Source organism: Janibacter sp. HTCC2649 (assembly GCF_000152705.1).
In the GTDB taxonomy this organism is placed as follows: Bacteria; Actinomycetota; Actinomycetes; order Actinomycetales; family Dermatophilaceae; genus Knoellia.
In genome coordinates this window covers 1,051,258-1,075,187 of sequence record NZ_CH672413.1, presented here as the reverse complement: position 1 = coordinate 1,075,187, position 23,930 = coordinate 1,051,258, and the positions used below count along the sequence as shown (strand labels likewise).

20 protein-coding genes and 1 pseudogene are annotated in these 23,930 nt (G+C 68.9%); 14 read left to right on the top strand and 7 right to left on the bottom strand.

The window, feature by feature from the left end:
* Window positions 1-12: 12 nt before the first annotated feature.
* Window positions 13-4,746: an ATP-dependent helicase gene (locus JNB_RS05150; protein WP_009775358.1), complete on the bottom strand. Its 4,734-nt coding sequence runs from the start codon at window positions 4,744-4,746 to the stop codon at window positions 13-15.
* 243 nt (window positions 4,747-4,989) lie between these two features.
* Here JNB_RS05150 and JNB_RS05145 point away from each other — a divergent pair, with 243 nt between their 5' ends.
* The gene (locus tag JNB_RS05145; protein WP_040883616.1) at window positions 4,990-6,201 is read left to right on the top strand and encodes an IS110 family transposase; all 1,212 of its coding nucleotides are present in this window, start codon (window positions 4,990-4,992) and stop codon (window positions 6,199-6,201) included.
* Window positions 6,202-6,321: 120 nt separating this feature from the next.
* Here JNB_RS05145 and JNB_RS05140 read toward each other — a convergent pair whose 3' ends face one another.
* Window positions 6,322-7,572: an MFS transporter gene (locus JNB_RS05140; RefSeq protein WP_050766578.1), complete on the bottom strand. Its 1,251-nt coding sequence runs from the start codon at window positions 7,570-7,572 to the stop codon at window positions 6,322-6,324.
* Window positions 7,569-8,156 carry a helix-turn-helix domain-containing protein gene (locus JNB_RS05135; RefSeq protein ID WP_009775355.1) on the bottom strand — a complete coding sequence of 196 codons (588 nt, stop codon included), beginning with the start codon at window positions 8,154-8,156 and terminating at the stop codon, window positions 7,569-7,571. The genes JNB_RS05140 and JNB_RS05135 overlap by 4 nt, the downstream gene beginning before the upstream one ends.
* A gap of 121 nt (window positions 8,157-8,277) precedes the next feature.
* On the opposite strand from JNB_RS05135, the gene JNB_RS05130 reads away from it, so the two are divergent.
* Both JNB_RS05130 and JNB_RS05125 read left to right on the top strand, forming a co-directional pair.
* The gene (locus JNB_RS05130; protein ID WP_009775354.1) at window positions 8,278-8,502 is read left to right on the top strand and encodes a DUF3046 domain-containing protein; all 225 of its coding nucleotides are present in this window, start codon (window positions 8,278-8,280) and stop codon (window positions 8,500-8,502) included.
* 3 nt (window positions 8,503-8,505) lie between these two features.
* Complete coding sequence (locus JNB_RS05125) at window positions 8,506-9,513, top strand: nitronate monooxygenase (RefSeq protein ID WP_009775353.1); 1,008 nt, start codon at window positions 8,506-8,508, stop codon at window positions 9,511-9,513.
* Between the two features lie 3 nt (window positions 9,514-9,516).
* On the opposite strand, the gene JNB_RS05120 is transcribed toward JNB_RS05125, so the two are convergent.
* Window positions 9,517-10,425: an RNase H family protein gene (locus tag JNB_RS05120; RefSeq protein ID WP_009775352.1), complete on the bottom strand. Its 909-nt coding sequence runs from the start codon at window positions 10,423-10,425 to the stop codon at window positions 9,517-9,519.
* Between the two features lie 35 nt (window positions 10,426-10,460).
* Here JNB_RS05120 and JNB_RS05115 point away from each other — a divergent pair, with 35 nt between their 5' ends.
* The 4 genes and pseudogenes from JNB_RS05115 to JNB_RS05100 all read left to right on the top strand — a co-directional run bounded on the left by JNB_RS05115 (window position 10,461) and on the right by JNB_RS05100 (window position 13,921).
* The gene (locus tag JNB_RS05115) at window positions 10,461-10,919 is read left to right on the top strand and encodes a GNAT family N-acetyltransferase (protein ID WP_009775351.1); all 459 of its coding nucleotides are present in this window, start codon (window positions 10,461-10,463) and stop codon (window positions 10,917-10,919) included.
* 227 nt (window positions 10,920-11,146) lie between these two features.
* Window positions 11,147-12,154, top strand: a pseudogene (gene recA, locus JNB_RS05110) (recombinase RecA); the annotation flags it as partial.
* A gap of 249 nt (window positions 12,155-12,403) precedes the next feature.
* The gene (locus JNB_RS05105) at window positions 12,404-12,856 is read left to right on the top strand and encodes a regulatory protein RecX (protein WP_148232318.1); all 453 of its coding nucleotides are present in this window, start codon (window positions 12,404-12,406) and stop codon (window positions 12,854-12,856) included.
* Between the two features lie 72 nt (window positions 12,857-12,928).
* Window positions 12,929-13,921: a homocysteine S-methyltransferase family protein gene (locus JNB_RS05100; protein ID WP_237700616.1), complete on the top strand. Its 993-nt coding sequence runs from the start codon at window positions 12,929-12,931 to the stop codon at window positions 13,919-13,921.
* A gap of 76 nt (window positions 13,922-13,997) precedes the next feature.
* Here the strand turns inward: JNB_RS05100 and JNB_RS05095 are convergent, their stop codons facing one another.
* Window positions 13,998-14,612, bottom strand: coding sequence for a YceI family protein (locus JNB_RS05095; protein WP_009775347.1), 615 nt, complete (start codon window positions 14,610-14,612; stop codon window positions 13,998-14,000).
* 144 nt (window positions 14,613-14,756) lie between these two features.
* Here JNB_RS05095 and miaB point away from each other — a divergent pair, with 144 nt between their 5' ends.
* Window positions 14,757-16,274 carry a tRNA (N6-isopentenyl adenosine(37)-C2)-methylthiotransferase MiaB gene (gene miaB / locus JNB_RS05090; protein WP_009775346.1) on the top strand — a complete coding sequence of 506 codons (1,518 nt, stop codon included), beginning with the start codon at window positions 14,757-14,759 and terminating at the stop codon, window positions 16,272-16,274.
* Between the two features lie 70 nt (window positions 16,275-16,344).
* On the opposite strand, the gene JNB_RS05085 is transcribed toward miaB, so the two are convergent.
* Window positions 16,345-16,533, bottom strand: coding sequence for an antitoxin (locus JNB_RS05085; protein WP_009775345.1), 189 nt, complete (start codon window positions 16,531-16,533; stop codon window positions 16,345-16,347).
* Window positions 16,534-16,643: 110 nt separating this feature from the next.
* Here JNB_RS05085 and def point away from each other — a divergent pair, with 110 nt between their 5' ends.
* From def to ggt, 4 genes are all read left to right on the top strand, one after another.
* Entirely contained in the window at window positions 16,644-17,297 is a 654-nt protein-coding gene (gene def / locus JNB_RS05080) for a peptide deformylase (protein ID WP_009775344.1), read from the top strand.
* A complete protein-coding gene (gene miaA / locus JNB_RS05075; protein ID WP_009775343.1) occupies window positions 17,287-18,216 on the top strand; it encodes a tRNA (adenosine(37)-N6)-dimethylallyltransferase MiaA in 930 nt (309 codons plus the stop codon). Before def ends, miaA begins: the two co-directional genes overlap by 11 nt.
* Window positions 18,209-19,111 carry a diaminopimelate epimerase gene (dapF, locus tag JNB_RS05070; protein WP_009775342.1) on the top strand — a complete coding sequence of 301 codons (903 nt, stop codon included), beginning with the start codon at window positions 18,209-18,211 and terminating at the stop codon, window positions 19,109-19,111. The genes miaA and dapF overlap by 8 nt, the downstream gene beginning before the upstream one ends.
* Before the next feature lie 208 nt (window positions 19,112-19,319).
* Window positions 19,320-21,149: a gamma-glutamyltransferase gene (gene ggt / locus JNB_RS05065; RefSeq protein WP_040883615.1), complete on the top strand. Its 1,830-nt coding sequence runs from the start codon at window positions 19,320-19,322 to the stop codon at window positions 21,147-21,149.
* A gap of 59 nt (window positions 21,150-21,208) precedes the next feature.
* Here ggt and JNB_RS05060 read toward each other — a convergent pair whose 3' ends face one another.
* Window positions 21,209-21,832, bottom strand: coding sequence for a class I SAM-dependent methyltransferase (locus JNB_RS05060; RefSeq protein ID WP_009775340.1), 624 nt, complete (start codon window positions 21,830-21,832; stop codon window positions 21,209-21,211).
* Window positions 21,833-21,853: 21 nt separating this feature from the next.
* Between JNB_RS05060 and hflX the strand changes: the two genes are divergently transcribed.
* Window positions 21,854-23,335 carry a GTPase HflX gene (hflX, locus tag JNB_RS05055; protein ID WP_009775339.1) on the top strand — a complete coding sequence of 494 codons (1,482 nt, stop codon included), beginning with the start codon at window positions 21,854-21,856 and terminating at the stop codon, window positions 23,333-23,335.
* 3 nt (window positions 23,336-23,338) lie between these two features.
* Window positions 23,339-23,923: a GNAT family N-acetyltransferase gene (locus JNB_RS05050; RefSeq protein ID WP_009775338.1), complete on the top strand. Its 585-nt coding sequence runs from the start codon at window positions 23,339-23,341 to the stop codon at window positions 23,921-23,923.
* Window positions 23,924-23,930: the final 7 nt, after the last annotated feature.

Genomic DNA, 23,930 nt, shown 5'->3' with positions numbered 1-23,930 from the left:
CCCTCACCGCGGTCAGCGCCGGAGGCGGAGGCCGCGGGGCGTCGCATGGAAGCCGGCCTGCGCCAGGGCGTCGACGAGGGGATGGCCCGAGCCGAGGAGCGCGCCACCGTCGGCCTTCTCGACGGTGAGCTTGCCCAGGGCGCCTTCACGCACGGCCAGGGCCAGGGCGTCCGCAGCCGCCTGAAGGCTCACGGTGTCGTCGGTCCACGACAGCAGCGTCTTGCCGCCGCGCTCGACGTAGAGGATGAGGTCGCCGTCGACGAGGATGACGAGGGCCCCGGCCTTGCGACCGGGTTGGTGCCCTCGCCGACCTGTCGGTGGTGCCACCTCGGCGCCTTCGACAACGGGACGGTCTGGCCACGGCAGGGCCGCGCCATAGGCGTTGGCAGGGTCGGTGGCGGCGAGCACGAGGGCTCGCTGCGCCTCCGTGTCGGCCGTTGCCCCGAGTTGCCTGGCGTGCGCCCGCAGCCGGTCAATCGCCCCGGTGGTCGCGAACTGCGCCGCGCCGAGCGACTCGACGAAGTAGCCACGACGAACGCGCCCCGAGTCCTCGGCCGCAGCCAGGATGCGGTAGACGGCCGCGAAGCCCCCCGGAACGTCCTCGGCGACGACACTGCCCCGGGTCAGGACGCCGTAGCGGTCCTGCAGGACCTCGGCCGTGGCCAGCGTGCGCACCGTCGAGTCGGTCTCCACCTCAGGCAGCAGGGCCCAGCGCCCCGACACGATCGCCGGTGCGGAGCGTGCGACCGAGAGGGGGCGGGAGGCGCCCCGACGACCACCGAGGGTGCCCAGCGAACCGGAGCGGCCGGCATACCGGGTGGTGCGTGGGCCGACAGCGGACCGCTTGTGGGCGGTGCGCCCTCCGGCGAGCAGGGCCCGCACCGGGGCGAAGGTGTCGCCCGAGACGTGGCCTGACCAGACGAGTGACCAGAGGTCCTCGACCACGTCGTTGTCGGTGCCCTCCGCGAGGTCCGCGAGAGCGCGGAAGAAGTAGGCGCCGCCACCAGCGAGCACGTCGTGCATGGCCTGCGCCCGGTCGCCGAGCTCCACGTCGTCCGGGGCCGTCATCGTGACGTCGGCGTTCTCGGCGAGGTGGAGCGAGACCCAGCCGTCGTCTCCGGGCAGGGAGCCGTGGCCGCGCCAGACGACCTCGCCGACGCTCATGAGCTCGTCGAGCAACGCAGGGGAGTAGCCGACGACACGTGCAGGCAGGACGAGCGACTCGAGGGCGCTTGCCGGGAGCACGGCTCCGGCAAGCTGCTCGACAGCCCGGATGAGGCCTTCTCGCCCCCGCAGACCGCCACCCACGGACTGCCATTGGGGGAGGAAGCGGGCGAGCTCGACGGCTGCCACCGGCTCCACCTCGGCGCGCAGAGCGGCGAGCGAACGGCGTCGAAGCGTCCTCAGGACCTCGGCGTCGCAGTGGTCCAGACCGTGCTGTCCGCCGCCGCTCTCGGTCGGCAGCAGCTCGCCCTCGACGACGCGACCGGCCGCGACGAGACGGCGCAGGGCGTCGAGCGCGACGGCCGGGCCGACGCCCCACCACTGGGCCACCGCCTGAGCGGGGAAGGGACCGTGGGTGCGGGCGTAGCGCGCGACGAGGTCACCCAGCGGATCGGGCACGGGCTCGAGGAACGCCTGTGGCACGCCGACCGGGAGGGAGACTCCGAGGGCGTCGCGCAGCCGGGACGCGTCCTCGATCGCCGCCCAGCGTTCCTCGCCCGCAACGCGGACCCGGATGACCCGGCGTCCGCCCTCGAGATCGACGAGCCACCCACCGATGTCGCGGGTCGCCACGTCATCGCGGGTACGCCGCTCGATCTCAGCCAAGGACAACGGCCCCAGGGTGCGGAGGAGGTCGGCGACGTCCTCGGCATGGCGGCATCGGCGGTCCTCGGCGAGCCGTTGCAGCTCGGCCTCGGTGCGAGCGATCGCCTCCGGGTCGAGGAGGTCCCTCAGGGACAGGCCCTCGCCGCGACCGAGCAGCTCCGCAAGCAGGGTCGGGTCGAGGGACAGTGCGGCGGCACGCTTCTCAGCCAGTGGGGAGTCGCCCTCGTAAAGGAACTGGGCGATGTAGCCGAACATCAGGGACCGGGCGAAGGGTGAGGGTTGGGCCGACTCGACGTCGACGACCGTCACCTCACGCGAGGCGATCGACGCCATGAGGGTCGTCAGCCCCGGCACGTCGAACACGTCCTGGACGCACTCGCGCACGGTCTCGAGGACGATCGGGAACGAGGCGTACTGGCTGGCGACCTCGAGCAGCTGCGCCGCCCGCTGCCGTTGCTGCCACAGGGGCTGGCGGCGGTCGGGGCGTCGACGTGGAAGCAACAGGGCTCGCGACGCGCACTCGCGGAACCGCGCTGCAAACAGGGCGGATCCGCCGATCTCACCCGTGACGAGGTCGTGGACGTCGTCGGGGTCGAGCCGGACGAGCTCGAGCAGCTCGGCGGCCGCACCGCGCCCGGAGGACCCGTCGCCGTCGAACTCGAGGTCGGGCAGGCGGAAGACGATGCCGTCGTCTCCGTGCATGGCCTGCACGTCGACGCCGAAGCGCTCCCGCATCCGCGCGGACACGCACAGCGCCCACGGGGCATGGACCTGCCCGCCGAACGGGCTGTGCACGGCGACGCGCCAGTCACCGATCTCGTCGCGGAACCGCTCCACGACGATGGTGCGGTCGTCGGGGACATGGCCGGTGGCAGCGCGCTGCTCGTCGAGATAGGCGACGAGGTTGTCGGTGGCCCAGGCGTCGAGCCCGGCCGCCGAGACACGCGCACGAGCTGCCTCGGGGGTCGAACCGGCGACCTCGCGCACGAAAGCGCCGACAGCCTTGCCCAGCTCTGCCGGACGCCCCAGCTGGTCGCCCTTCCAGAACGGCAGTCGGCCCGGCTGTCCCGGCGCGGGCGTCACGAGCACTCGGTCGTGGGTGATGTCCTCGATGCGCCAGGTGGAGGTGCCGAGAGTGAAGACGTCGCCGATGCGCGACTCGTAGACCATCTCCTCGTCAAGCTCACCGACCCGCCGACCGGTGCCTTCACCGGTGGCGAGGAACACGGCATACAGACCGCGGTCCGGGATCGTGCCGCCCGAGGTGACGGCGAGGCGCTGGGCACCCGGGCGCCCCGAGAGAACTCCGGCCACGCGGTCCCAGACGATGCGTGGGCGGAGCTCGGCGAACTCGTCACTGGGATAGCGACCCGACAGCATGTCGAGCACTGACTCGAGGATCGAGCGGGGGAGTCCCGCGAAGGGAGCGGCTCGGCGCACGACCTGCTCGAGCTCGTCGACGGCCCAGTCATCGAGCGCGGTCATCGCCACGATCTGCTGGGCGAGGACGTCGACCGGGTTGGCCGGCACACGCAGCGACTCGATGGCGCCGGCGCGCATGCGCTCGACGACCACGGCGGTCTGCACGAGGTCGCCCCGGAACTTGGGGAAGAGGATCCCGCGCGACACGGCACCGACCTGGTGACCGGCGCGCCCGACCCGCTGGAGCCCGCTGGCGACCGAGGGCGGCGACTCGACCTGGATCACGAGGTCGATGGCGCCCATGTCGATGCCGAGCTCGAGGCTCGAGGTGGCGACCACGGCGGGCAGCCGGCCGGCCTTGAGGTCCTCCTCGATGAGCTGGCGATGCTCCTTGCTCACCGAGCCGTGGTGTGCGCGGGCAAGGATGGGTGCGGCGCCGTGTGATGCTCCCGACTGCGCCATGACCTGTGCGGGAGTGCGGGACGATCCGGTATGCCGCCCGCCCACCTGCATGGCCGGCTCACCCTCATCTCCCGAGGGGTCCGCAGCAGCAGCCTCGAGACGCTCCTCCCAGATCTCGTTGAGGCGCGCGGTGAGGCGCTCGGCCAGGCGTCGCGAATTGGCGAAGACGAGTGTGGAGCGGTGTGCCGCAACAAGATCGACGATGCGCTCCTCGACATGCGGCCAGATCGAGGCTCGCCGCTCGGCGCCAGAAGCCGGCCCGCTGAGGTCGTCCTCGACGACCTCGCCGAGGGAGGACATGTCGGGGATGGGCACGACGACGTCGAGCTCCCACTCCTTCGTTGACGGCGGGCGGACGATGTCGACCGGACGACCGCCGGCGAGGTAGCGCGCGACCTCGTCGACCGGCTCGACGGTGGCCGACAACCCGATGCGTTGGGCAGGCCGGTCGAGCAGCGCGTCGAGGCGCTCGAGTGAGAGGGCGAGGTGGGCGCCGCGTTTGGTGCCGGCGACCGCATGGACCTCGTCGAGGATGACGGTCTCGACTCCGCGCAGCGCCTCACGCGCTTGGGAGGTGAGCAGGAGGAAGAGGGACTCGGGCGTCGTGATGAGGATGTCGCTCGGCGCCCGGGCGAAGGTGCGGCGCTCGCTGGCCGGGGTGTCGCCGCTGCGGACGGAGACGGTGATGTCGGGCTGCGGCACACCGAGTCGCGTGGCGGCGTGCCCGATGCCCACGAGCGGGCTGCGCAGGTTGCGCTCGACGTCGACGGCGAGCGCCTTCATCGGGGAGATGTAGAGGACGCGACAACGTCGGAGCTTCTCTTCGGGGAGGGGCTCGGTGCCGAGGCGGTCGAGGGCCCAGAGGAAGGCGGACAGGGTTTTGCCGGAGCCGGTCGGCGCGACGACGAGCGCGTGGTGCCCGGAGCTGATGGCCTCCCAGGCGCCGGCCTGCGCCTGCGTGGGCGCGCTGAAGGAGTCCCGGAACCATGCCGCTGTGGCCGGGGAGAACCGCTCGAGAACGTCAGCCGTCATGAGGGGGCCAGCCTCTCACCCGGTACCGACACTGATGATGTTTGTTGCCCCGAGGGTCATGACTCTGGCACTGACTGTCGGCCTGCTGGCTTGACCATCAACTGGACCGCCTGACTCTCGGGGTCCCGCGCGCCGGCCGGGCGGACATGACCTCATAAGAGCCTGGCGAAGCCTCATCAGTGTCCTGTCTGCTCGCCCGACCGGCGTCGACCAACCGAATCGACACGGAAGGCACTTTCCATCATGACAGTGACAAATCTCGAGCCCGGAACGCTTGTGGGAGGCGTTGACACCCACGCCGACACCATCCACGTCGCGGCTGTTGACTCGTGGGGGAGGCAGTTGGGTGACCAGGAGTTCCCCACGACGCCTTCGGGGTATCGGCAGGCCCTGGCGTTCTTGACCGGTCGAGGTGAGGTGGTGGGGATCGGGATTGAGGGCACCAGTTCGTATGGAGTGGGTATCACTCGAGCGGCCGGTGAGGCGGGCATCGCGGTCTTCGAGGTGGTGCGGCCTGAGCGGGCGGTACGCCGGCGCGAGGGCAAGTCGGATCCGTTGGATGCCTACCAGGCGGCCCAGGCCATGTTGAGCGGTAGGGCAACCGCGGCAGCGAAGTCAGCGGACATCACCGCGCTTCGCGCTCTACACAATGCTCGGCGCTCAGCTGTCAAAGCCAGAGCAGCAGCACAGGTCCAGATTCGCCACCAACTGGTGACGTCCCCGGCCGACCTGCGGGAAAAATATCGCAACCTCACCGCGGCACGCCTGATCCAGACGCTCGCAGCCTGCCGCCCCAGCGTGCACCCAGATCTCGAAGAACGTCTGGTCCTGACCGCATTGAAGTCCCTCGCGCGCCGCCACCAGAGCCTGACCCGAGAGATCAGCGAACTCGACACCGAACTGACCACAATGATCGAAAGGGCCGCGCCCCATCTACTGCACCTCCACGGCGTTGGGAACACCACCGCGGCACAACTGCTCATCACCGCCGGCGGCAACCCCGACAGGCTGCGCAGTGAGGCTTCGTTCGCCGCGCTCTGTGGCACCGCGCCCGTCCCGGCCTCGTCAGGCAAGACCACACGCCACCGGTTGTCACGCGGGGGTGACCGACGCGCAAACAACGCATTGCACACCATCGCGATGGCACGGCTCAGGAACCACCCGCCCACCAAGGCCTTCGTACAGCGACAGCGTGACCGCGGCCGGTCCACGCCAGAGATCCTGCGGCTCCTCAAACGCGCCATCGCCCGGGAAATGTTTAAGCAACTCACGCGGCCACACGAGGACCTCGGCGTCCACGACCTGCGCCCCACCAGGCAGGCCAAGAACATCACCCTCGCAGCAGCAGCCCACGCACTTGGCCTAGCAACGATAACCATCAGCCGAACCGAGCGAGGGCTGCACATCACTCCAGAAGTCGTTAACCGCTACCGCGAGTGGCTCAACACCGCTTGACAGACATAGGAGCTTCAGTGGCACCTGACTGGTGCGGATCGGCACTCGTCACTGCGGGATCCGCTCTCGAAGGAGGCGGTCGCGTCGGCGGTGCTGGCGTCAGCCGGTCCGGTGTGCCGGTCAGGTGTCGGCGTGTCGGAACCCGCGGTCCAGGTCCCGCCACTCGGGGCGCATACCCGGGACCGTCGTCGAGACGAGGTAGGCGACGCCGGCGAAGCCCAGGGCTGGCGCGATCCCGATCGCGGCGACAGCGGCACCCCCCACCGCACCTCCCACGGGAAGACCAGCCCATGCGAGGGCATCCGCGAGGGAGCCCACGCGGCCGATGATGGGTCGAGGGACCCGCTCGAAGAAGATCGCGTTGATCGTCGGATTGATGAAGCCGATGCCGAACCCGGCCACGACGTTGGACCCGATGATCAGCCACAGGGGAGCACCGAAGGCGAGGGCGAGGTAGCGCGGCGCCCCGGCGAGCGAGAACCCCAGAAGATAGGCCGTCCGTCGACTGAACCGTCCGGCCATGGTGGTGGCGATGAGGCTCGAGCCGACGGCAGCGCCCCCAAAGAGGATCCCCAGGAGACCGATGAGCTGCGGACCGTGGCCGTTGTCGTGCACCCACACCGGGAGCATGACCGAGATGTATGCCGCTTCGAGCAGGTTGGTCACGGTGATCATGGCCAGGATGGAGCGGAGCAACCGGTCCTGCCGCAAGAAGGACGCCCCGGTCCTCAGCCGCGCGAGATAGGACCCTTCGTCGTCCGAGTCGGCGTGCGCGAACCGGGGAATGACGAGCGCGACGACGAGAGCGCTGACGAAGGAAGCACCGGCCGTGACCGCAACGGTCTGGGCCGCGCCGAAGGCACCCACGAGCAGACCACCGATGCCCGCCCCCAACAGCCCACTGGCTCGGTCGATGGTGCTGTCGAGCCCGGTGATGCGTTCGAGTGGAACACCCGAGGCGTCGGCGACGGCAGGGATCATGGCGTTGCGTGCCCCGTCGCCGGGCCCGCGAAAGACACCGGCGAGGGCCACGAGGGCCAAGAGCAACGGAATCCGATCGGGAAGCGCGAGCTGACCGGCGGCATACAGGATCGGAATGAGCGCGAGGAAGGCCCCGCTCAGAAGGTCCCCGGCCACACTGATCGCGCGCGGGCCGCGGCGATCGACCAGCGGGCCACCGAGGGCCTTGGAGATGACATAGGGCGCCATCTCTGCTGCGAGCACGACCCCGGTGAGGCTGGCCGACTCGGTCTCGGAGTAGACGAGCCACGGAAGGGCGATCGTCGAGACGCGCGTGCCCGCGATGGACACGCTCGACGCGAACAGCATTCCGTAGAGGCTGCGCCGACTCGGGCGCGCGTGCGCGCTCACTCCGAAGACATCCCGGGGGCGCGGAAGACCTCGAGGTTCACCGAGACGGGGCGAGCCGTCTCGGGAGCGTCTTCCGTGCCCTGGTGCGGCCGGTAGCCGCGGATCACGCCGATGACGTCGCGCATGAGGGCAGACGTCTCCTCGGGCGTGAGTCGAAGGGTGTAGTTGCTGAACGTCCCGGCGTCCTCCCACTCGGGAGGCAGGGTCGCGATCTCGGCGATGGCGCGCTGCGCGTTCTCGGCGTAGCCCGCCGCCACGGCAGACAGGTAGGCCGCGGAGGTCGCCTGGTCGGCGTCGTGCGTATCGAAGTAGGTGCGCGCGTGAGCGGCCTTCCACCAGCGATCGCGGGCGTTGCCCAGCTCGGTGGCCTCGACGACGAAACCCGCCTCGGCGAGCTGCCTGACGTGATAGCTCGTGGCACCGGTGTTGACACCCAGGTGGGCGGCGAGACGCGACGCCGTGGCCGGCCCGTGGAGGCGCAACGCACTCAGGATCCGGGGTCGGAGTGGGTGCGTCAGCGCCTTGAGGGTCGTCGCATCAAGGACGACGTCCCGACGGGGGTCGGGTTCGAAAGGCTCGGGCATGTCGTTGACCTTACAAAGGAATGTCTGCAATCGCAGGATGAGTCTTCACGCGTTGTTGGTCGTCTGGCAACGGCCAACCGCCGAGACGGCACGGGAAAGGCCGTGTGACACACTCGCGACCATGCGGATCAGCCACTTCTGGACGCTGATGAACGACGAGTTCGGTGAGACCTACGCACCCACCCTGGCGCGTGACCACGTGCTCGGAGTCCTCGGCGGACGCAGCGTCATGCAAGCCCTCGACGAAGGCATGCACCCACGTCTGGTCTGGCTCGCCCTCTGTGACGACATGGACGTTCCGGCGGAACGCCGACTCGGACGGGTCGACGCCCCGAGGCGTGGCTGACCGGTGACGGTCCTGGACCGACGGGTCGTCCTCGCGCCGATGGCGGGAGGGCCGAGCACTGTCGATCTGGCAACAGCCGTCACTGTCGCCGGTGGTTTCGCCTTTCTCGCCGGTGCCTACCTCACCCCTGATCGGTTGCGCGACGACATCGTGTTGCTGCGCTCGGCCGTCGGTGGCGCAGCGTTCGGTGTCAACCTCTTTGCACCGAACCCCTACGAGCCGGGGAGCGCCGCACGGGTGCTGGAGTTCGCCACGCGACTCCAGCCCCTCGCTGACAAGGCCGGCGTCCCGCTGGGCGACCCGGTCCATGACGATGACTCCTTCGACGCCAAGATCGAGGTCCTGCTCGCCGAACGCCCCGCCGCAGTGTCCTTCGCGTTCGCGTGGCCACCCGCCGACGTGGTGGACCGTCTGCGCGCGGCCGGGATCGAGGTGTGGGTCACCGTCAACGATGCGAGCGAGACGGCTTGGGCCGACGAGCTCGGCGTCGACGGACTCGTCGCCCAGGGCTGGGAAGCCGGCGGGCACCGCGGAGGTCCGGTCGACTCAGGGCACCACCAGGCGCCGACCCGGTTGTTGCTGCAGAGCATTCGCGCGGTGACGTCCCTGCCCGTGGTCGCCACCGGCGGGGTCGCTGACCCGACCCATCTCGCCGGGCTCCTGGCCGCCGGGGCGCACGCGGTGGCGTGCGGCACGGCCTTCCTGCGGGCTGACGAGGCAGGGACGGCTGAGGTCCACCGTCACGAGCTGACCCATCGCGCTGACACCGTCGTCACGCGCGCCTTCACCGGCCGTAGCGCCCGGGCCCTGGTCACGTCGTGGACCGAGGTGTTCACCGAGGTCGCACCCGCGGCCTACCCGCAGGTTCACCACCTCACGGCCCCGTTGCGCGCCCACGGCAAGGCAACGGGTCAGCCCGACCTCGTCCACCTGTGGGCGGGCACAGGGCACCGCACCACCCGACAGGGCCCGGCTAGCGAGATCCTCGAGCAGCTGTCGGCCCGACTCTGAGGTTCAGGCCTCAGGCGTGCCCTGGTGGAACAGCTGCTGCCAGTGACCGGCCGAGCGGACCCAGAGCGATGAACGCAGGGTGGTCTCCGTGTCGCGCGCCGCGCGCCAGGTGAGCAGCATCGTGTCGGGACCGGCCGGCATACAGGCAAGGACGTCGAGACTCACGGCCTCGCCCAGGGGGCCGATCTCGTCGAGCATCTCGTCCCGCGTCCAGAGGCGACCCGAGCGGCCGATCTCGGACCACTGCGGGTGCAGCAGCGCGGCGACCGCAGCACTGTCGGAGCGGGTGTCGTCCTCGAGGAGCTGCCGTTCGAGGGCGATGACCTGCTCCTCGTCCGTGAGCACCGGTGCGTCGGTCAGCTCGGAGAAGAGGTCGGGCTCGGGAGCCGGCGCCGCTGGTGAGGGGGCGGCTGCGGGGGAGGAGCGCTCGGGCGAGGCCGTGCCTCGGCCAGCCCAGCCCGGACCGGCGTCGGGGACAGAACCCTTTTGGTATGCCGTTGCGGCACCGTTGGCGAGCCGGTCCGCCTCCTCGTTGAGCGCGTGTCCGGAGTGACCCTTGATCCACTCGAAGCGGACGTTCTTGCGTCCTGCCATCGCGCGGTCGAGGGCCTGCATGATCTCGACGTTCATGACGGGCTTGCCGTCACCCTTCTTCCAGCCCTTGCGCTTCCACCCCGGCATCCACTGGGTGATCGAGTTGATGGTGTACTTGCTGTCGCAGTAGATGACGAGCTCGTCGTCCACGTCGGCGGTCTGCTCGAGCAGGTCGAGGACGGCGGTGAGTTCGCCCATGTTGTTGGTTCCGTGCGGCCAGCCCCCGCAGGCCCAGTGGTCCTCATCGACGTACCAGCCCCAACCTGCAGGTCCGGGATTGCCGAGGGCCGAGCCGTCTGCTGCCGCAATGATCGTCACGGCGCAGGAGTCTGCCAGTTGCCTAGGGTGGCGCCGTGGACCAGTCATCGCCGGACCTTCGTCACCAACGCTTCACCGAACTCGACCCAGTCGTCGCCTATCGGCTCTGGGCGCTGCGATCGGAGGTGTTCGTCGTCGAGCAGGAGGCGGCCTACCTCGACCTGGACGGCCGCGATGTGGAGCCGGGGACGTGGCACTTCTGGTGTGCCGACGAGCTGGGTATGCCGGTCGCGACCTTGCGCGTGCTCGATGACGATGAGGTGTGGAGAGTGGGCCGGGTCGCCACCGCGAGTGGGCATCGGGGGAGCGGCCTGGCGGCCGCGATGGTGCGGGGTGTGCTCGCGCTGTGCTCGGACCGAGCAATCGTCCTCGACGCGCAGGCACACCTGAGGGACTGGTATGCCGCGTTCGGGTTCGTCGCGACCGGCGCGGAGTACGCGGACGAGGACGGCATCCCGCACGTCCCGATGCGGCGCGAGGTGAGCGGAACCTGAAGTTTCGGCGTGTCGCTCGCGCACTTCGCTGCGTCGAACACGTGTTCGTCTACTGTTGTCCACAGGTCGCCAGATCCGATGACTTCGTCCACAGCCTCCACGGCAGCTGCAGACGGCTGTCGGTACGACGACCTAGCGTCTGACCCGAGATCGCGACGAGACCGACCGCGAGCATGGGTCGCCGGCGGACGCGCACATCGAACGACACAGGAAGAGCAGGTGCCGACATGGCAGCAACAGCAGCCGTCAGGAACGCGAACGACCGCGACAAGTCCCTCGGATTGGTCCTCGGCCAGATCGAGAAGTCGCACGGCAAGGGCGCCATCATGCGTCTCGGTGACGACGTCCGTGCCCCCATCGAGGTCATCCCCACCGGCTCGATCGCGCTCGATGTCGCGCTCGGCATCGGCGGGCTGCCCCGCGGCCGTGTCGTCGAGATCTATGGCCCCGAGAGCTCGGGCAAGACCACGGTCGCCCTGCACGCGGTGGCCAGTGCGCAGCGCGCGGGTGGCATCGCGGCGTTCATCGACGCCGAGCACGCCCTCGACCCCGAGTACGCCAAGAAGCTCGGCGTCGACACCGACAACCTGCTCGTGTCGCAGCCCGACACGGGGGAGCAGGCCCTCGAGATCGCCGACATGCTCATCCGCTCCGGTGCGCTCGACATCATCGTCATCGACTCCGTCGCCGCTCTCGTCCCGCGCGCCGAGATCGAGGGCGAGATGGGCGACAGCCACGTCGGCCTTCAGGCCCGCCTCATGAGCCAGGCCCTCCGCAAGATCACCGGCGCCCTGAGCAACACCAACACGACCGCGATCTTCATCAACCAGCTCCGCGAGAAGATCGGCGTCATGTTCGGCTCGCCCGAGACGACGACCGGTGGAAAGGCGCTGAAGTTCTACGCCTCCGTCCGCCTCGACGTGCGTCGCATCGAGACCCTCAAGGACGGCACCGATCCGGTCGGCAACCGCACCCGCGTCAAGGTCGTCAAGAACAAGGTGGCCCCGCCGTTCAAGCAGGCCGAGTTCGACATCCTCTACGGGCAGGGCATCTCCCGTGAAGGTGGCCTCATCGACATGGGCGTCGAGCACGGCTTCGTCCGCAAGGCCGGCGCTTGGTACACCTACGAAGGTGACCAGCTCGGTCAGGGCAAGGAGAACGCCCGCGCCTTCCTCAAGGACAACCCCGACCTCTCGGACGAGCTCGAGAAGAAGATCAAGCAGAAGCTCGGCATCGGCCCGCAGGTCGACAAGCCACTCGAAGTGGTCCCCGAGGTCCCGGTCGACTTCTGAGTCGACCAACGGATCTGATCGCCTCGAAACGGTTGAGCCACAGTGGGATTCACTGACTCGGACGCACCTCCGCCCTCGTGGGTGGAGGTGCGTCCTCCCGCGTCTGCGCGTGGGTTCGCGCCACCACCACCGCCACCTGATGCCGCCGTCGAAGGCGTCGAACCCGATGCCCACGACTTCGCTCGGCAGATCGTGCTCCGGCAGCTGACCAACTCCCCGAAGTCGCGCGCCCAGCTGGAGCAGGCCCTGGCCAAGCGGGAGTGTGATCCGCAGGTCGCTGCGGTGGTCCTGGACCGCATGGAAGCGGTGGGCCTGGTCGACGACGAGGCGTACGCCGGGATGCTCGTGAGGTCCCAGCAGGCCGGGCGCGGCCTGGCCCGCCGGGCTCTCGCCCAGAACCTGCGGCAGAAGGGTGTCTCCGACGAGGTCGCCGAGACCGTGCTCGACGAGGTCGATCCGGCCGCCGAGGAGGATCGGGCCCGCGAGCTCGTCGAGAAGCGGCTCCGGCGCCTTCACGGGCTCGACGTCGTCGTGCAGAAGCGTCGGCTTGCGGGGATGCTCGCGCGCAAGGGATACCCGTCGGAGGTGTCCATGCGGGTGATCCGTGAGGCCCTCGCCGCCACCCCGGAGCACCAGCGCGACTGATCCTGCCGGGCTCTGGTGGTGACCGGTCCGGTGCGCGACCGTAGAGGTCCGGTGCGCAGAAAGGGCGGTTCGGTGTTGACTGACGCGGACGAGGCGCAGGCGCTGCCTGGTCGACGAACCACGCGCCCTCGCTGGGTGACCGATGGCGGCCTCGAGACCGATCTCATCTTTCATCACGGCGTGGACCTGCCAGGGTTCGCGGCGTACCCCCTGCTGGAGACGGCTGAGGGTCGCGCCCTGCTCTCGCAGTACTACGCGGGATTTGCGCAGGTGGCCAGCCGGGCAGGTGCGGGTCTCCTGCTCGAGACGCCGACCTGGCGAGCCAGCGCCGACTGGGTCGTGGCGCTCGGAGGTGTGCGCAGCGACGTCCGGCGGATCAACCTGGAGAGCGTGCTCTTCCTGGCCGGTCTCGCCGAGAACCTGATCTCCGACGGTGTCTCGCCGGGCGGAGCCGCGGGCTTCGACGGCAGCGGCCGCGGCCCCGACGTCCGGGTGTGCGGAGTCCTGGGTCCCCGTGGTGACGGCTACATCGCTGGCGACCCCACGAGTGCCGACGAGTTCGGTGACTACCACTGGGCACAGATCGCGGCCTTCGCGCAGAGCGGCGTTGCGCGCGTCACGGCCTACACGCTGACGACGGTGGCCGAGGCCGTGGGCGTCGTGCAGGCAGCCCGGGCCCAGGGGGTCGCGGTCGCAGTCTCCTTCACCGTGGAGACCGACGGTCGCCTGCCCGACGGAACGCCACTCGGGGAGGCCATCGAGTCACTCCGGCTCCAGGCCGCGCCGGACGACCTGCTCGTCAACTGCGCCCACCCGAGCCACATTGCCGCGGCGCTGACGCCCGAGGCGGCCTGGACCGACCACGTCACCGGGCTACGGGTCAACGCCTCCCGACAGTCGCACGCCGAGCTCGACGACGCTGCTGAGTTGGACGAGGGCGACATCGTCGACCTCGTGACCGAGCACGAGAGGCTGGCTGCTCGGCTGCCCCGGCTCGACATCGTCGGTGGATGCTGCGGTACGGACGTCCGGCACGTGGCCGCCCTCTGGGGCGTGGACGTGTGAGTCCCCCTCGACCACGGGCGGGGTCGCGCAAGGGCGAGGACCATGTGGTCCTCGCCCTTGCGCGTCGCGGATGGGATCAGGCCTGTGCGGCGACCTGGGCAATCGCCGAGATGTCGAACTCGAGCGCGACCTTCTCGCTCACGAGCACGCCGCCGGTCTCGAGCGCGGCGTTGAAGTTGAGGTTCCACTCGGTGCGGTTGATGGTCGTGCTGCCCTCGAAGCCGATGCGGGTGTTGCCGTAGGGGTCCTTGGCCGAACCGGTCTCATCGAAGTCGATGGTGACGGGCTTGGTGACACCGTTGATCGTCAGGTCGCCGGTGATGGCCCAGTCGGAGCCGTCGCGAGCGACGTCGGTCGACGTGAAGGTGATCGTGGGGTAGTTGGCGATGTCGAAGAAGTCGGGGGTCTTGAGGTGACCGTCGCGCTGCTCGTTGCCCGTCGTGACGGAGGCGGCCTGGATGGTGACGTCGACCTTGGAGTTGCCCGGGGTGGCGGTGTCGATGTGGGCGCTGCCCTCGAACTCGTCGAAGCTGCCGCGAACCTTGGTCACCATCGCGTGGCGGGCCGAGAAGCCGAGGCGCGAGTGGCTGGGGTCGATCGCGTAGTCGCCGGCGATGTCGGACACGAAGCTCGTGGACTGCTCGGGGGCGGCAGCGGAGGTGGTGGTGGTCGAGCGGTTGAACAGTCCCATGATGAGTTCCTTCGTCGTTGTGTGGTTGAACTTTCAACATCAGTGTGCACCCAATTGGTTGTCGTGTCAAGTAACGCCGAAGCAGTGGTGTCCTGCCTCGGCCGTGACCGGTGCGGTGGGGCCGGGACGTAGGCTTGGTGGGCGATGAGTGAGCTGAAGACCTACGACGTGCGCACGCACGGCTGCCAGATGAACGTCCACGACTCCGAGCGCCTTGCCGGCCTGCTCGAGACGGCGGGCTATGTCGACGTCGCCAGCATGGCTGGGGACCAGCAGCCGGAAGCAGCCGACGTCGTCGTGTTCAACACCTGTGCCGTGCGCGAGAACGCCGACAACAAGCTCTACGGCAACCTGGGCCAGCTTCGCGAGGCCAAGCGGCACAATCCGGACATGCAGATCGCGGTCGGTGGCTGCATGGCTCAGAAGGACCGCGAGACGATTGTCCAGCGCGCCCCATGGGTCGACGTCGTCTTCGGCACCCACAACATCGGCAGCCTTCCGGCACTCCTGGACCGGGCGCGCCACAACAAACGCGCTGAGGTCGAGATCCTCGAGTCCCTCGAGCGCTTCCCGTCGACTCTGCCGACTCGACGTGACTCCGCGTATGCCGCGTGGGTCTCGATCTCGGTCGGCTGCAACAACACCTGCACGTTCTGCATCGTGCCGAGCCTGCGTGGCAAGGAGGCCGACCGCCGACCCGGCGAGATCCTCGCTGAGATCCAGGCTCTCGTCGACCAGGGCGTCGTCGAGGTGACCCTGCTCGGACAGAACGTCAACACCTATGGCGTCGAGTTCGGTGACCGTTTCGCCTTCGGCAAGCTCCTGCGCGCCTGCGGCGCGATCGAGGGCCTGGAGCGAGTCCGCTTCACGAGCCCGCACCCCGCAGCGTTCACCGATGACGTCATCGCCGCGATGGCGGAGACGCCCAACGTCATGCCGACCCTGCACATGCCGTTGCAGTCCGGCTCCGACAAGGTGCTCAAGGACATGCGCCGTTCCTACCGGAGCGAGAAGTTCCTCGGCATCATCGACCGCGTCCGGGAGCAGATCCCCAACGCGGCCATCACGACCGACATCATCGTGGGCTTTCCGGGTGAGACCGAGGAGGACTTTGCGGAGACGTTGCGGGTCGTCGAGCAGTCGCGCTTCTCGAGCGCCTTCACCTTCCAGTACTCCATCCGCCCCGGCACCCCGGCGGCCACGATGGCGGACCAGATCCCCAAAGACGTTGTCCAGGAACGGTTCCTGCGCCTCGTCAAGCTTCAGGACGAGATCTCATGGGCCGAGAACCGTGCGCTCGAAGGTCACACCGTCGAGGTGCTCGTCGCACCCATCGAGGGCCGCAAGGACAATGCGACCTCCCGGATGAGTGGGCGTGCCCGCGACAACCGGCTCGTCCACTTCTCGATCCCGAGCGGCGGTGAGGTTCCGCGCCCCGGCGACATGGTCAGCTGCGACGTCACCTACGGCGCGCCGCACCACCTCGTCGCCGATGGAGCACTGCACGGCGGAACGTATGCCGTGAGACGCACCGCTGGTGGTGATGCCTGGGCGTCGCTGCAGGACGCACCCGTCCCGGGCAAGCCCGGTGTCAGCCTCGGCATGCCCTCGATCGGCAAGCCGGCCACAGCGCCAGTGAACGCGCCCGCCTGCGGCGTCTGAGCGGCATACTCCGAAATCGCGCAAGCGAAAGGGCCCCGACCACGTGTGGTCGGGGCCCTTCGTTGCGGCGTCAGACCCGGTCGGGGCCGGGCTCGCCAATCCTGTCGTCCAGAAACTCTTGCCCCTGGTCAACCTTGTCGGCGTCCAGGCCCTTGCTCTCGGCGAACTCACCGGCCTTGTCGATGCCCTGATCGCTCAGGTCCTCCACCTTGTCGGCGTGCTCGCCGAGCAGGTCCTTGGCCTTGTCGAACAAACTCATGGGGGCTCCTCACTACTCGGGGGTTCGGGCACTTACCACTGTGCCCCACGATCCTGCGCAAACACAGAGCGGGGTCGGACCATTTGCCCACAGTTTGCGACAATGGGTTCATGACGATTCGTCCCATCACCATCACCGGCGAGCCGGTGCTCCATCGCCGCGCCGAATCCGTCGAGGTCATCGACGACGGCATCCGCGAACTCGTGGCCGACATGTTCGAGACGATGGACGCCGCGCGAGGTGTCGGGCTGGCCGCACCACAGGTCGGTGTGGGACTGCGCATCTTCACCTGGCAGATGGACAACCACGACGGCATCCCGCCGCGAGGGGTCGTCATCAACCCGTTCGTCACCGCGAGCAAGCCGGTCGCCGGCGACCCGGTCCCCGCCGACGAGTCCGAGGGTTGCCTCTCGGTCCCGGGGGAGTCCTTCCCTCTGCGGCGGGGCGAGACGGCGACGCTCACCGGTCTCGACCTCGACGGCAACGACGTCTCGTATGCCGCGACGGGCTGGTTCGCTCGTATGTTCCAGCACGAGTACGACCACCTCAACGGCTTCCTCTACGTCGACCGGCTGCAGGGCAAGTGGGCCCGCAAGGCCAAGAAGGCGGTCAAGGCCAACGAGTGGGGCACCCCCGGACTGACCTGGATGCCCGGCCAGGACCGTGACCCGTTCGGTCACGACGACGTTGATGAGGACGAGTTCGAGGCCGAGGGCGGTCACTCCGAGGACCACTCCAGGTCCGAGGACGAACTTGCCCGCTGACGACCCGCTCGTCATCGCGGTCGTCGGACCGACCGCAAGCGGCAAGTCCGACCTGGCGCTGCGTGTCGCGGAGATGGTCGGTGGCGAGGTCGTGAGCACGGACGCCATGCAGCTCTATCGCGGCATGGACATCGGCACGGCCAAGCTGCCGGTGGCCGAGCGACGCGGAGTGCCGCACCACCAGATCGACGTCCTCGACGTCACCGACGACGCCACCATCGCGCGTTATCAGCGCGAGGCGAGGGTGTCGATCGACGACATCCGTGCCCGCGGGCTGCACCCCGTCATTGCTGGGGGCTCCGGTCTCTATGTGCGGGCAGCGCTCGACCACCTCGAGATCCCCCCGACCGACCCGGACGTGCGGGCTCGCCTCGAAGGAGAGGCGGAGGAGCGCGGTTCGGCTGCCACGTATGCCGTGCTGTTCGAGCGCGATCCGGTTGCGGCACAGCGGATCGGGCGCCACAACGTGCGGCGGCTCGTCCGCGCGCTGGAGGTCACCGAGATCACCGGCCGGCCCTTCAGTGCCACGATGCCCGAGCGGCGTCATCTGCATCCCACATTGATGATCGGCCTTCGACCGCCACGTGAACTCCTCGACGAGCGGATCGTCGCTCGGGTCGCGCAGATGTGGCGCGATGGGCTCATCGACGAGGTCAAGGGCCTTGTGCCGCAGGGGATTCGCGACGGTCGAACTGCTTCGCGTGCACTCGGGTATGCCCAAGCGCTGGCCGAGATCGACGGCACGATGAGCGAGGCCGACGCCCAGGCCGAGACCGCCCAGATGACGCGGCGCTACGCCCGGCGCCAGGAGTCGTGGTTTCGCCCGGACCCGCGGATCGTCTGGTTCGACCCGAGTGCCGAGGGTGCGCTCGATGACGCAATTGCCCTGGTGAAGCAAACGAGCGCGGACAATGGGTGACATGACCACGCTGCGTTTCACCAAGGGCCACGGGACCGAGAACGACTTCGTTCTGCTGCCCGACGTCGACGCACGCCTGAACCTCGAGGCCGACGTGGTGCGTCGCCTCGCCGACCGACAGGCCGGCATCGGTGGCGATGGCGTCATCCGTGTCGTCCCCACCGCGTCAGCGACCGAGGACGCCGTGCGGGCGCAAGCCGGTCGGGCCCCTTGGTTCATGGACTATCGCAACGCCGACGGCTCCTTCGCCGAGATGTGCGGCAACGGCACCCGGGTCTTCGCGGCATACCTGCGTCGTGAAGGTCTCGAGACGGCTGACGAGTTCGAGATCGCCACGCGCGGCGGCATCAAGGGCATCCGCTTCGAAGGCTCCGGCGACCACGCCACGATTGCCACCAACATGGGCGCGTGGCGCTTCACCGACCCCGCCAAGGCAGAGACCGACGGCTTCGACTCCTTGGTGCTCCTCCGCGAACGCCCGCTGGCGGAGGACCCGTGGTCGGCCCTCTCGGTCGACATGGGCAACCCGCACACCGTCGTCGCCCTCCCGGAGTCGGTCGATCTCGCCACCCTCGACCTCTTCCACGTTCCCGAGGTCCGGCCCGTCCCGTCGAACGGCACCAACGTCGAGTTCGTCCGCGTCGTCGGCGCCGGCCACATCGCGATGCGCGTCCACGAGCGAGGCGTCGGCGAGACCCGATCGTGCGGAACCGGTGTGTGTGCCGCCGCCCTCGCGACGAGCTTCTGGGCCGGTCAGGCCGAGCCCACCCAGGACTGGACCGTTGACGTCCCCGGCGGACGGCTGCGCGTCCGAGGTCTGCCCAACCACGAGGTAGAACTCGCGGGCCCCGCAGCTCTCGTCGCGGACGGCACAGTCGACCTGTCCGCCCTCTGAGGCCTCCCGGCCAACCGCAGCGCATGACTGTGCGTGCGTTCGACCGCAGGGCGTAGCGCGCCAATCAAGCGAAGGCGCGGCAGTCAAAGAACTGGGCGCGCGAAGCCCGAAGGGCGACTGAGCACGCACAGCCATGCGCAAGGTTGGTCGTCCCGGCGCGCACCTGCTCCGGATGCGGTACTGGCGGGTCACTCCTAGCGTCGATGACATGAGAACTCCTACGACAGTCCTCGCCCTTGTTGCTGCAGGTGGTGTGGCTGCGGCTCTTGCCGTGCCTGCCACGGCTGCTCCTCAACCCACGCTCAGCGGGCCGCCGCCTGTGGGGCATGAGCTGCCCAAGGTGCCGGTGATGACGGGTGGTGGGGGAGCAGTTGCTTCCGTGGATCCCATTGCGTCGCAAGTGGGCATCGACATCCTCAAGAGAGGTGGGACGGCGGCTGATGCGGCGGTGGCGACGGCGGCGGCTGTGGCGACGGTGGAGCCGTACTCTTCGGGGATCGGTGGGGGTGGTTTCTTCGTCCACTACGACGCGCAGACGGGCAAGGTCAGCACGTTGGACGGGCGCGAGACGGCACCAGCGACGTTCCACGACAAGGTCTTCCTCAACCCGGATGGCTCGCCGATGAACTTCGACACGGTGGTGAATTCCGGACTGTCCGTGGGTACGCCGGGCACGGCTGCGACGTGGGACGAAGCCCTCAAGACCTACGGGACGATGAGTCTCAACCAGATCCTCAAGCCGGCCGAGGAGATCGCCCGCAAGGGATTCGTCGTCGACGACACCTTCTACGCAGACACGCTCGGCAACGCCAAGCGGTTCGCGATGTTCCCGGCGACGGCCGCGATCTACCTGCCGGGTGGGGCGCCCGTGCCCGTCGGCGGCGTTCAGCGCAACCCGGACCTTGCCAAGGCCTATCGCGAACTGCGCACCCACGGCATCGCCTCCTTGCACACGGGTCGCTTGGGTGCGGCCGTCGTGAAGGAGGTCCAGAACCCCACCACGGCGCCCGGGGTGACGGTCCCGAAGGGGCAGCTGACGGCAGCCGACCTCGCGGCATACAAGGTCAATCACAAGGCACCGACGCACAGCGAGCACAAGGGTCTCGACGTCTACGGCATGGACACCCCGAGCAGTGGCGGCATCGCCGTCTCGGAGATCCTCAACCTCCTCGAGGCGTTCGAGGAGCGCACCGGCACGGCCGTGGCGGACCTCTCGGAGGCGGAGTACCTGCACTGGTTCAGCGAGGCGTCGGCCATGGCCTTCGCCGACCGCAACCGCTATGTCGGTGACGTCGCGGGCGTGCCGACAGGTGAGCTCACCTCACAGGAGTTCGCCGATGAGCGCTCGTGCGTGTTCAACCCGGACAGGGCCCAGACACGACCGGTGCCCTTCGGCTCGCCCGACGGCAGCTACAACGGCGAGTGCACGCCCGCTGGCACCACCCTCCTGCCCGGGGATGGACACTCGACGACGTCGCTCACCGTCACCGACAAGTGGGGCGACGTCGTCACCTACACGCTGACGATCGAGCAGTACGGCGGCTCCGGCATGGTGGTGCCGGGCTGGGGCTTCCTGCTCAACAATGAGCTCACGGACTTCAACTTCGCGCCCACCATGGCCGGAGTGCCGGACCCGAACCTGCCAGCTGCTGGCAAGCGCCCGCGCAGCTCCATGAGCCCGTCGATCATCCTCAAGGACGGCAGGCCCTGGCTCACCGCAGGCAGCCCCGGAGGCGCGACGATCATCACGACCGTCGCCCAGATCATCGCCGGCGTCGTCGACCGAGGTCTGCCGGTGGGTGACGCTGTGGCCGCGCCGCGACTCTCGTCCCGCAACGGCGCGGAGGACGCGGAGCGCGCCATTTTCGGCACCGCCATCGGTGCCGAACTCACGGCCAAGGGACACGTGTTGCGCGACGTTCCGGTGATCGGCAACGGAACGGCCATCCGCAGCCTGACCCCGTCCCTGTGGACGGCGGCTGCCGAACCGACTCGTCGCGGTGGCGGCTCGGCGATGGTCGTCGACCCGCAGGAGTGATCAACCCGTCTCTTGTGTGCCTCGGAGCGGGCCATGTCCGCTCCGAGGCACACAGGAGATCAGCTCTTGTCGACCTTGAGGACGCGGAAGCCCTTGTTGGTCGCGAAGCGGGCACACGGCATACCCAGGTCTGACTCGATCCAGCGCTGCAGGCTGTCGGACCCGAGGTTGCGCTGGACGACGAGATAGGCCGTGCCGTCGGGGGCGAGGCGGGGGAGCCAGAGGTGGAGGAGGTCGTGGAGGGCGGCCTTGCCGATGCGGATCGGGGGGTTGGACCAGATGAGGTCGTAGGTCGCGTTGCTGTCGACCGCGTCCGGGGTCACCGCCGTGACGTGGGGGAGGTCGAGGGTGGTGGCGTTGCGGTTGGTGAGGTCGACACTGCGTTCGTTGACGTCAACCGCAAGGACTTCGGCGTGCTCGGAGAGCAGGCCGAGGGTCAGGGCGATGGGGCCCCAGCCGCAGCCGATGTCGAGGAAGCGGCCCGAAGGTGGGGGATCGGGGACCTCGTCGAGGAGGACGGCCGTGCCCTTGTCGAGTCCGCCGGGGCTGAAGATCCCGGGTGCAACCTGGACCGTGACGCTGCGTCCGGCGAGCGTGACGGCCAGTGGGCGGCGCTCATCCGGGCTCGCCGGAGAAGCCGTGAAGTAGTGGTCCCCCGAATCCGTTCGCCCCGAGTCGGTCATAGGTGAGACCCTAGACGGAACATGACTGCGAGACATCACATCTTCTCTGGGCAAGCTGACGCCCTCTCCGACGACGCCTTCGACGAGGACGGGTTCCTGGTCGAGGGCGATGGCGACGAGAGCGCACCTTCAGCCCTCTACGACGGGGACCAGCTCGAGCGCGAGGAACGCGCCGCGCTGCGTCGCGTCCAAGGCCTCTCGACCGAGCTCGAGGACATCAGCGAGGTCGAGTACCGCCAGCTGCGGCTCGAGCGCGTCGTCCTCGCGAGCGTCTGGTGCGAAGGCACCATCGTCGACGCCGAGAACTCCCTGCGCGAGCTCGCCGCCCTGGCCGAGACGGCCGGGGCCGAGGTGCTCGAGGGCGTCATGCAGCGACGGCAGAAGCCCGACACCGCGACCTATCTCGGCAAGGGCAAGGCCGAGGAGCTGCGCGAGATCGTCATCAACGAGGGTGCCGACACGGTCATCTGCGACAGCGAGCTGGCTCCATCGCAGCGCCGTGCGCTCGAGGACGTCGTCAAGGTCAAGGTCATCGACCGCACGGCCCTGATCCTCGACATCTTCGCCCAGCACGCCAAGAGTCGTGAGGGCAAGGCCCAGGTTGAGCTGGCCCAGTTGCAGTACCTCCTGCCGCGTCTGCGTGGTTGGGGTGAGTCGATGTCCCGTCAGGCCGGTGGCCAGGCCGCCGGCGGTCAGGGCATGGGTTCGCGTGGTCCGGGTGAGACCAAGATCGAGCTCGACCGCCGCCGCATCAACACGCGCGTCGCGAAGCTCAAGCGCGACATCGCCGGCATGAAGACGCACCGCGACACCAAACGCGGTTCGCGCCGCGCGAACGCCATCCCCAGCGTCGCGATCGCCGGCTACACCAATGCCGGCAAGTCCTCAATCCTCAACCGGCTCACCGGTGCTGGCGTGCTGGTGCAGAACCAGCTCTTCGCCACCCTCGACCCGACGGTGCGTCGCAGCGAGACCCCTGATGGGCGCGAGTTCACGTTCACCGACACCGTCGGCTTCGTCCGTCACCTGCCGCACCAGCTCGTCGAGGCCTTCCGGTCCACCCTCGAGGAGGTGGCCGAGTCCGACCTGCTCCTCCACGTCGTCGACGGCTCGCACCCCGACCCCGAGGGCCAGATCTCGGCCGTGCGCTCCGTGCTCGCCGATGTCGACGCGACCGACGTCAAAGAGGTCATCGTCGTCAACAAGGCCGACATCGCCGACTCGGAGGTGATCGACCGTCTGCGCCGCAACGAGAAGCATGTGATCGTGGTCTCGGCGCGTACGGGCGCTGGCATGGACGCCCTGGTGGCGCTCATCGCCGACGAGTTGCCCCAGCCGGACATCTCCGTCGACGTGTTGGTCCCTTATGACCGCGGTGACCTCGTCAGCCGGCTTCACGAAGAGGGCGAGATCCTCGCGAGCGAGCACGTGAGCGAGGGAACGCACGTCACCGCTCGGGTGAACGCCGACCTCGCAGCCGAGCTGGCGGCATACCGGGTCTGATCGATGGCTGGCACCGTCCTGCGCACTCCCACGTTGCACACCGAACGGTTGCGGCTGCGCCCATTTCGTGACGACGACGCCGAGGCCCTGTTCGCCCTGCAGAGCAATGCCCACGTCCTGCGCTTCTGGGATTCGCCGCCGTGGACCGAACGCGATCGGGCGCAGGCGTTCATCGAGAGATGTCGCGAGCTGGCCGAGGACGGCACGGGGGTGCGTTTGGCCGTCGACCGGCTTGACGACGGGGCCTTCCTCGGCTGGTGCGGCCTGACCGGGTGGAACCCGGACTTCCGGAGTGCGGGGTTGGGCTACTGCTTCGCCGAGGTGGCGTGGGGGCAGGGCTACGCAACCGAGACGGCCCGCGCTGTCCTGCGGTGGGCCTACGCGACGATGGACCTCAACCGGGTCCAGTCCGAGACCGACACGCGCAACGTTGCCTCCGCGAGGGTCCTGGAGAAGCTCGGATTCGTGCGTGAGGGGACGTTGCGTCAGGACTGCATCGTCAACGGTGACGTGTCCGACTCGTGGGTCTACGGCCTGCTCGCCTCTGACTGGGAAGTCCCCAGCCGTATTGCGAATAGTTTGCAATAAGATCTGG

What these genes read in the sequence shown, in the direction of transcription:
- ggt (WP_040883615.1), top strand. Translation starts at nt 19,320, where the DNA reads ATGAGAACTCCTACGACAGTCCTCGCCCTTGTTGCTGCAGGTGGTGTG.
- JNB_RS05130 (WP_009775354.1), top strand. Translation starts at nt 8,278, where the DNA reads ATGCGGATCAGCCACTTCTGGACGCTGATGAACGACGAGTTCGGTGAG.
- JNB_RS05150 (WP_009775358.1), bottom strand. Translation starts at nt 4,746, where the DNA reads ATGACGGCTGACGTTCTCGAGCGGTTCTCCCCGGCCACAGCGGCATGG.
- JNB_RS05135 (WP_009775355.1), bottom strand. Translation starts at nt 8,156, where the DNA reads ATGCCCGAGCCTTTCGAACCCGACCCCCGTCGGGACGTCGTCCTTGAT.
- hflX (WP_009775339.1), top strand. Translation starts at nt 21,854, where the DNA reads ATGACTGCGAGACATCACATCTTCTCTGGGCAAGCTGACGCCCTCTCC.
- def (WP_009775344.1), top strand. Translation starts at nt 16,644, where the DNA reads ATGACGATTCGTCCCATCACCATCACCGGCGAGCCGGTGCTCCATCGC.
- JNB_RS05145 (WP_040883616.1), top strand. Translation starts at nt 4,990, where the DNA reads ATGACAGTGACAAATCTCGAGCCCGGAACGCTTGTGGGAGGCGTTGAC.
- JNB_RS05050 (WP_009775338.1), top strand. Translation starts at nt 23,339, where the DNA reads ATGGCTGGCACCGTCCTGCGCACTCCCACGTTGCACACCGAACGGTTG.
- dapF (WP_009775342.1), top strand. Translation starts at nt 18,209, where the DNA reads ATGGGTGACATGACCACGCTGCGTTTCACCAAGGGCCACGGGACCGAG.
- JNB_RS05095 (WP_009775347.1), bottom strand. Translation starts at nt 14,612, where the DNA reads ATGGGACTGTTCAACCGCTCGACCACCACCACCTCCGCTGCCGCCCCC.
- JNB_RS05060 (WP_009775340.1), bottom strand. Translation starts at nt 21,832, where the DNA reads ATGACCGACTCGGGGCGAACGGATTCGGGGGACCACTACTTCACGGCT.
- miaB (WP_009775346.1), top strand. Translation starts at nt 14,757, where the DNA reads ATGAGTGAGCTGAAGACCTACGACGTGCGCACGCACGGCTGCCAGATG.
- JNB_RS05085 (WP_009775345.1), bottom strand. Translation starts at nt 16,533, where the DNA reads ATGAGTTTGTTCGACAAGGCCAAGGACCTGCTCGGCGAGCACGCCGAC.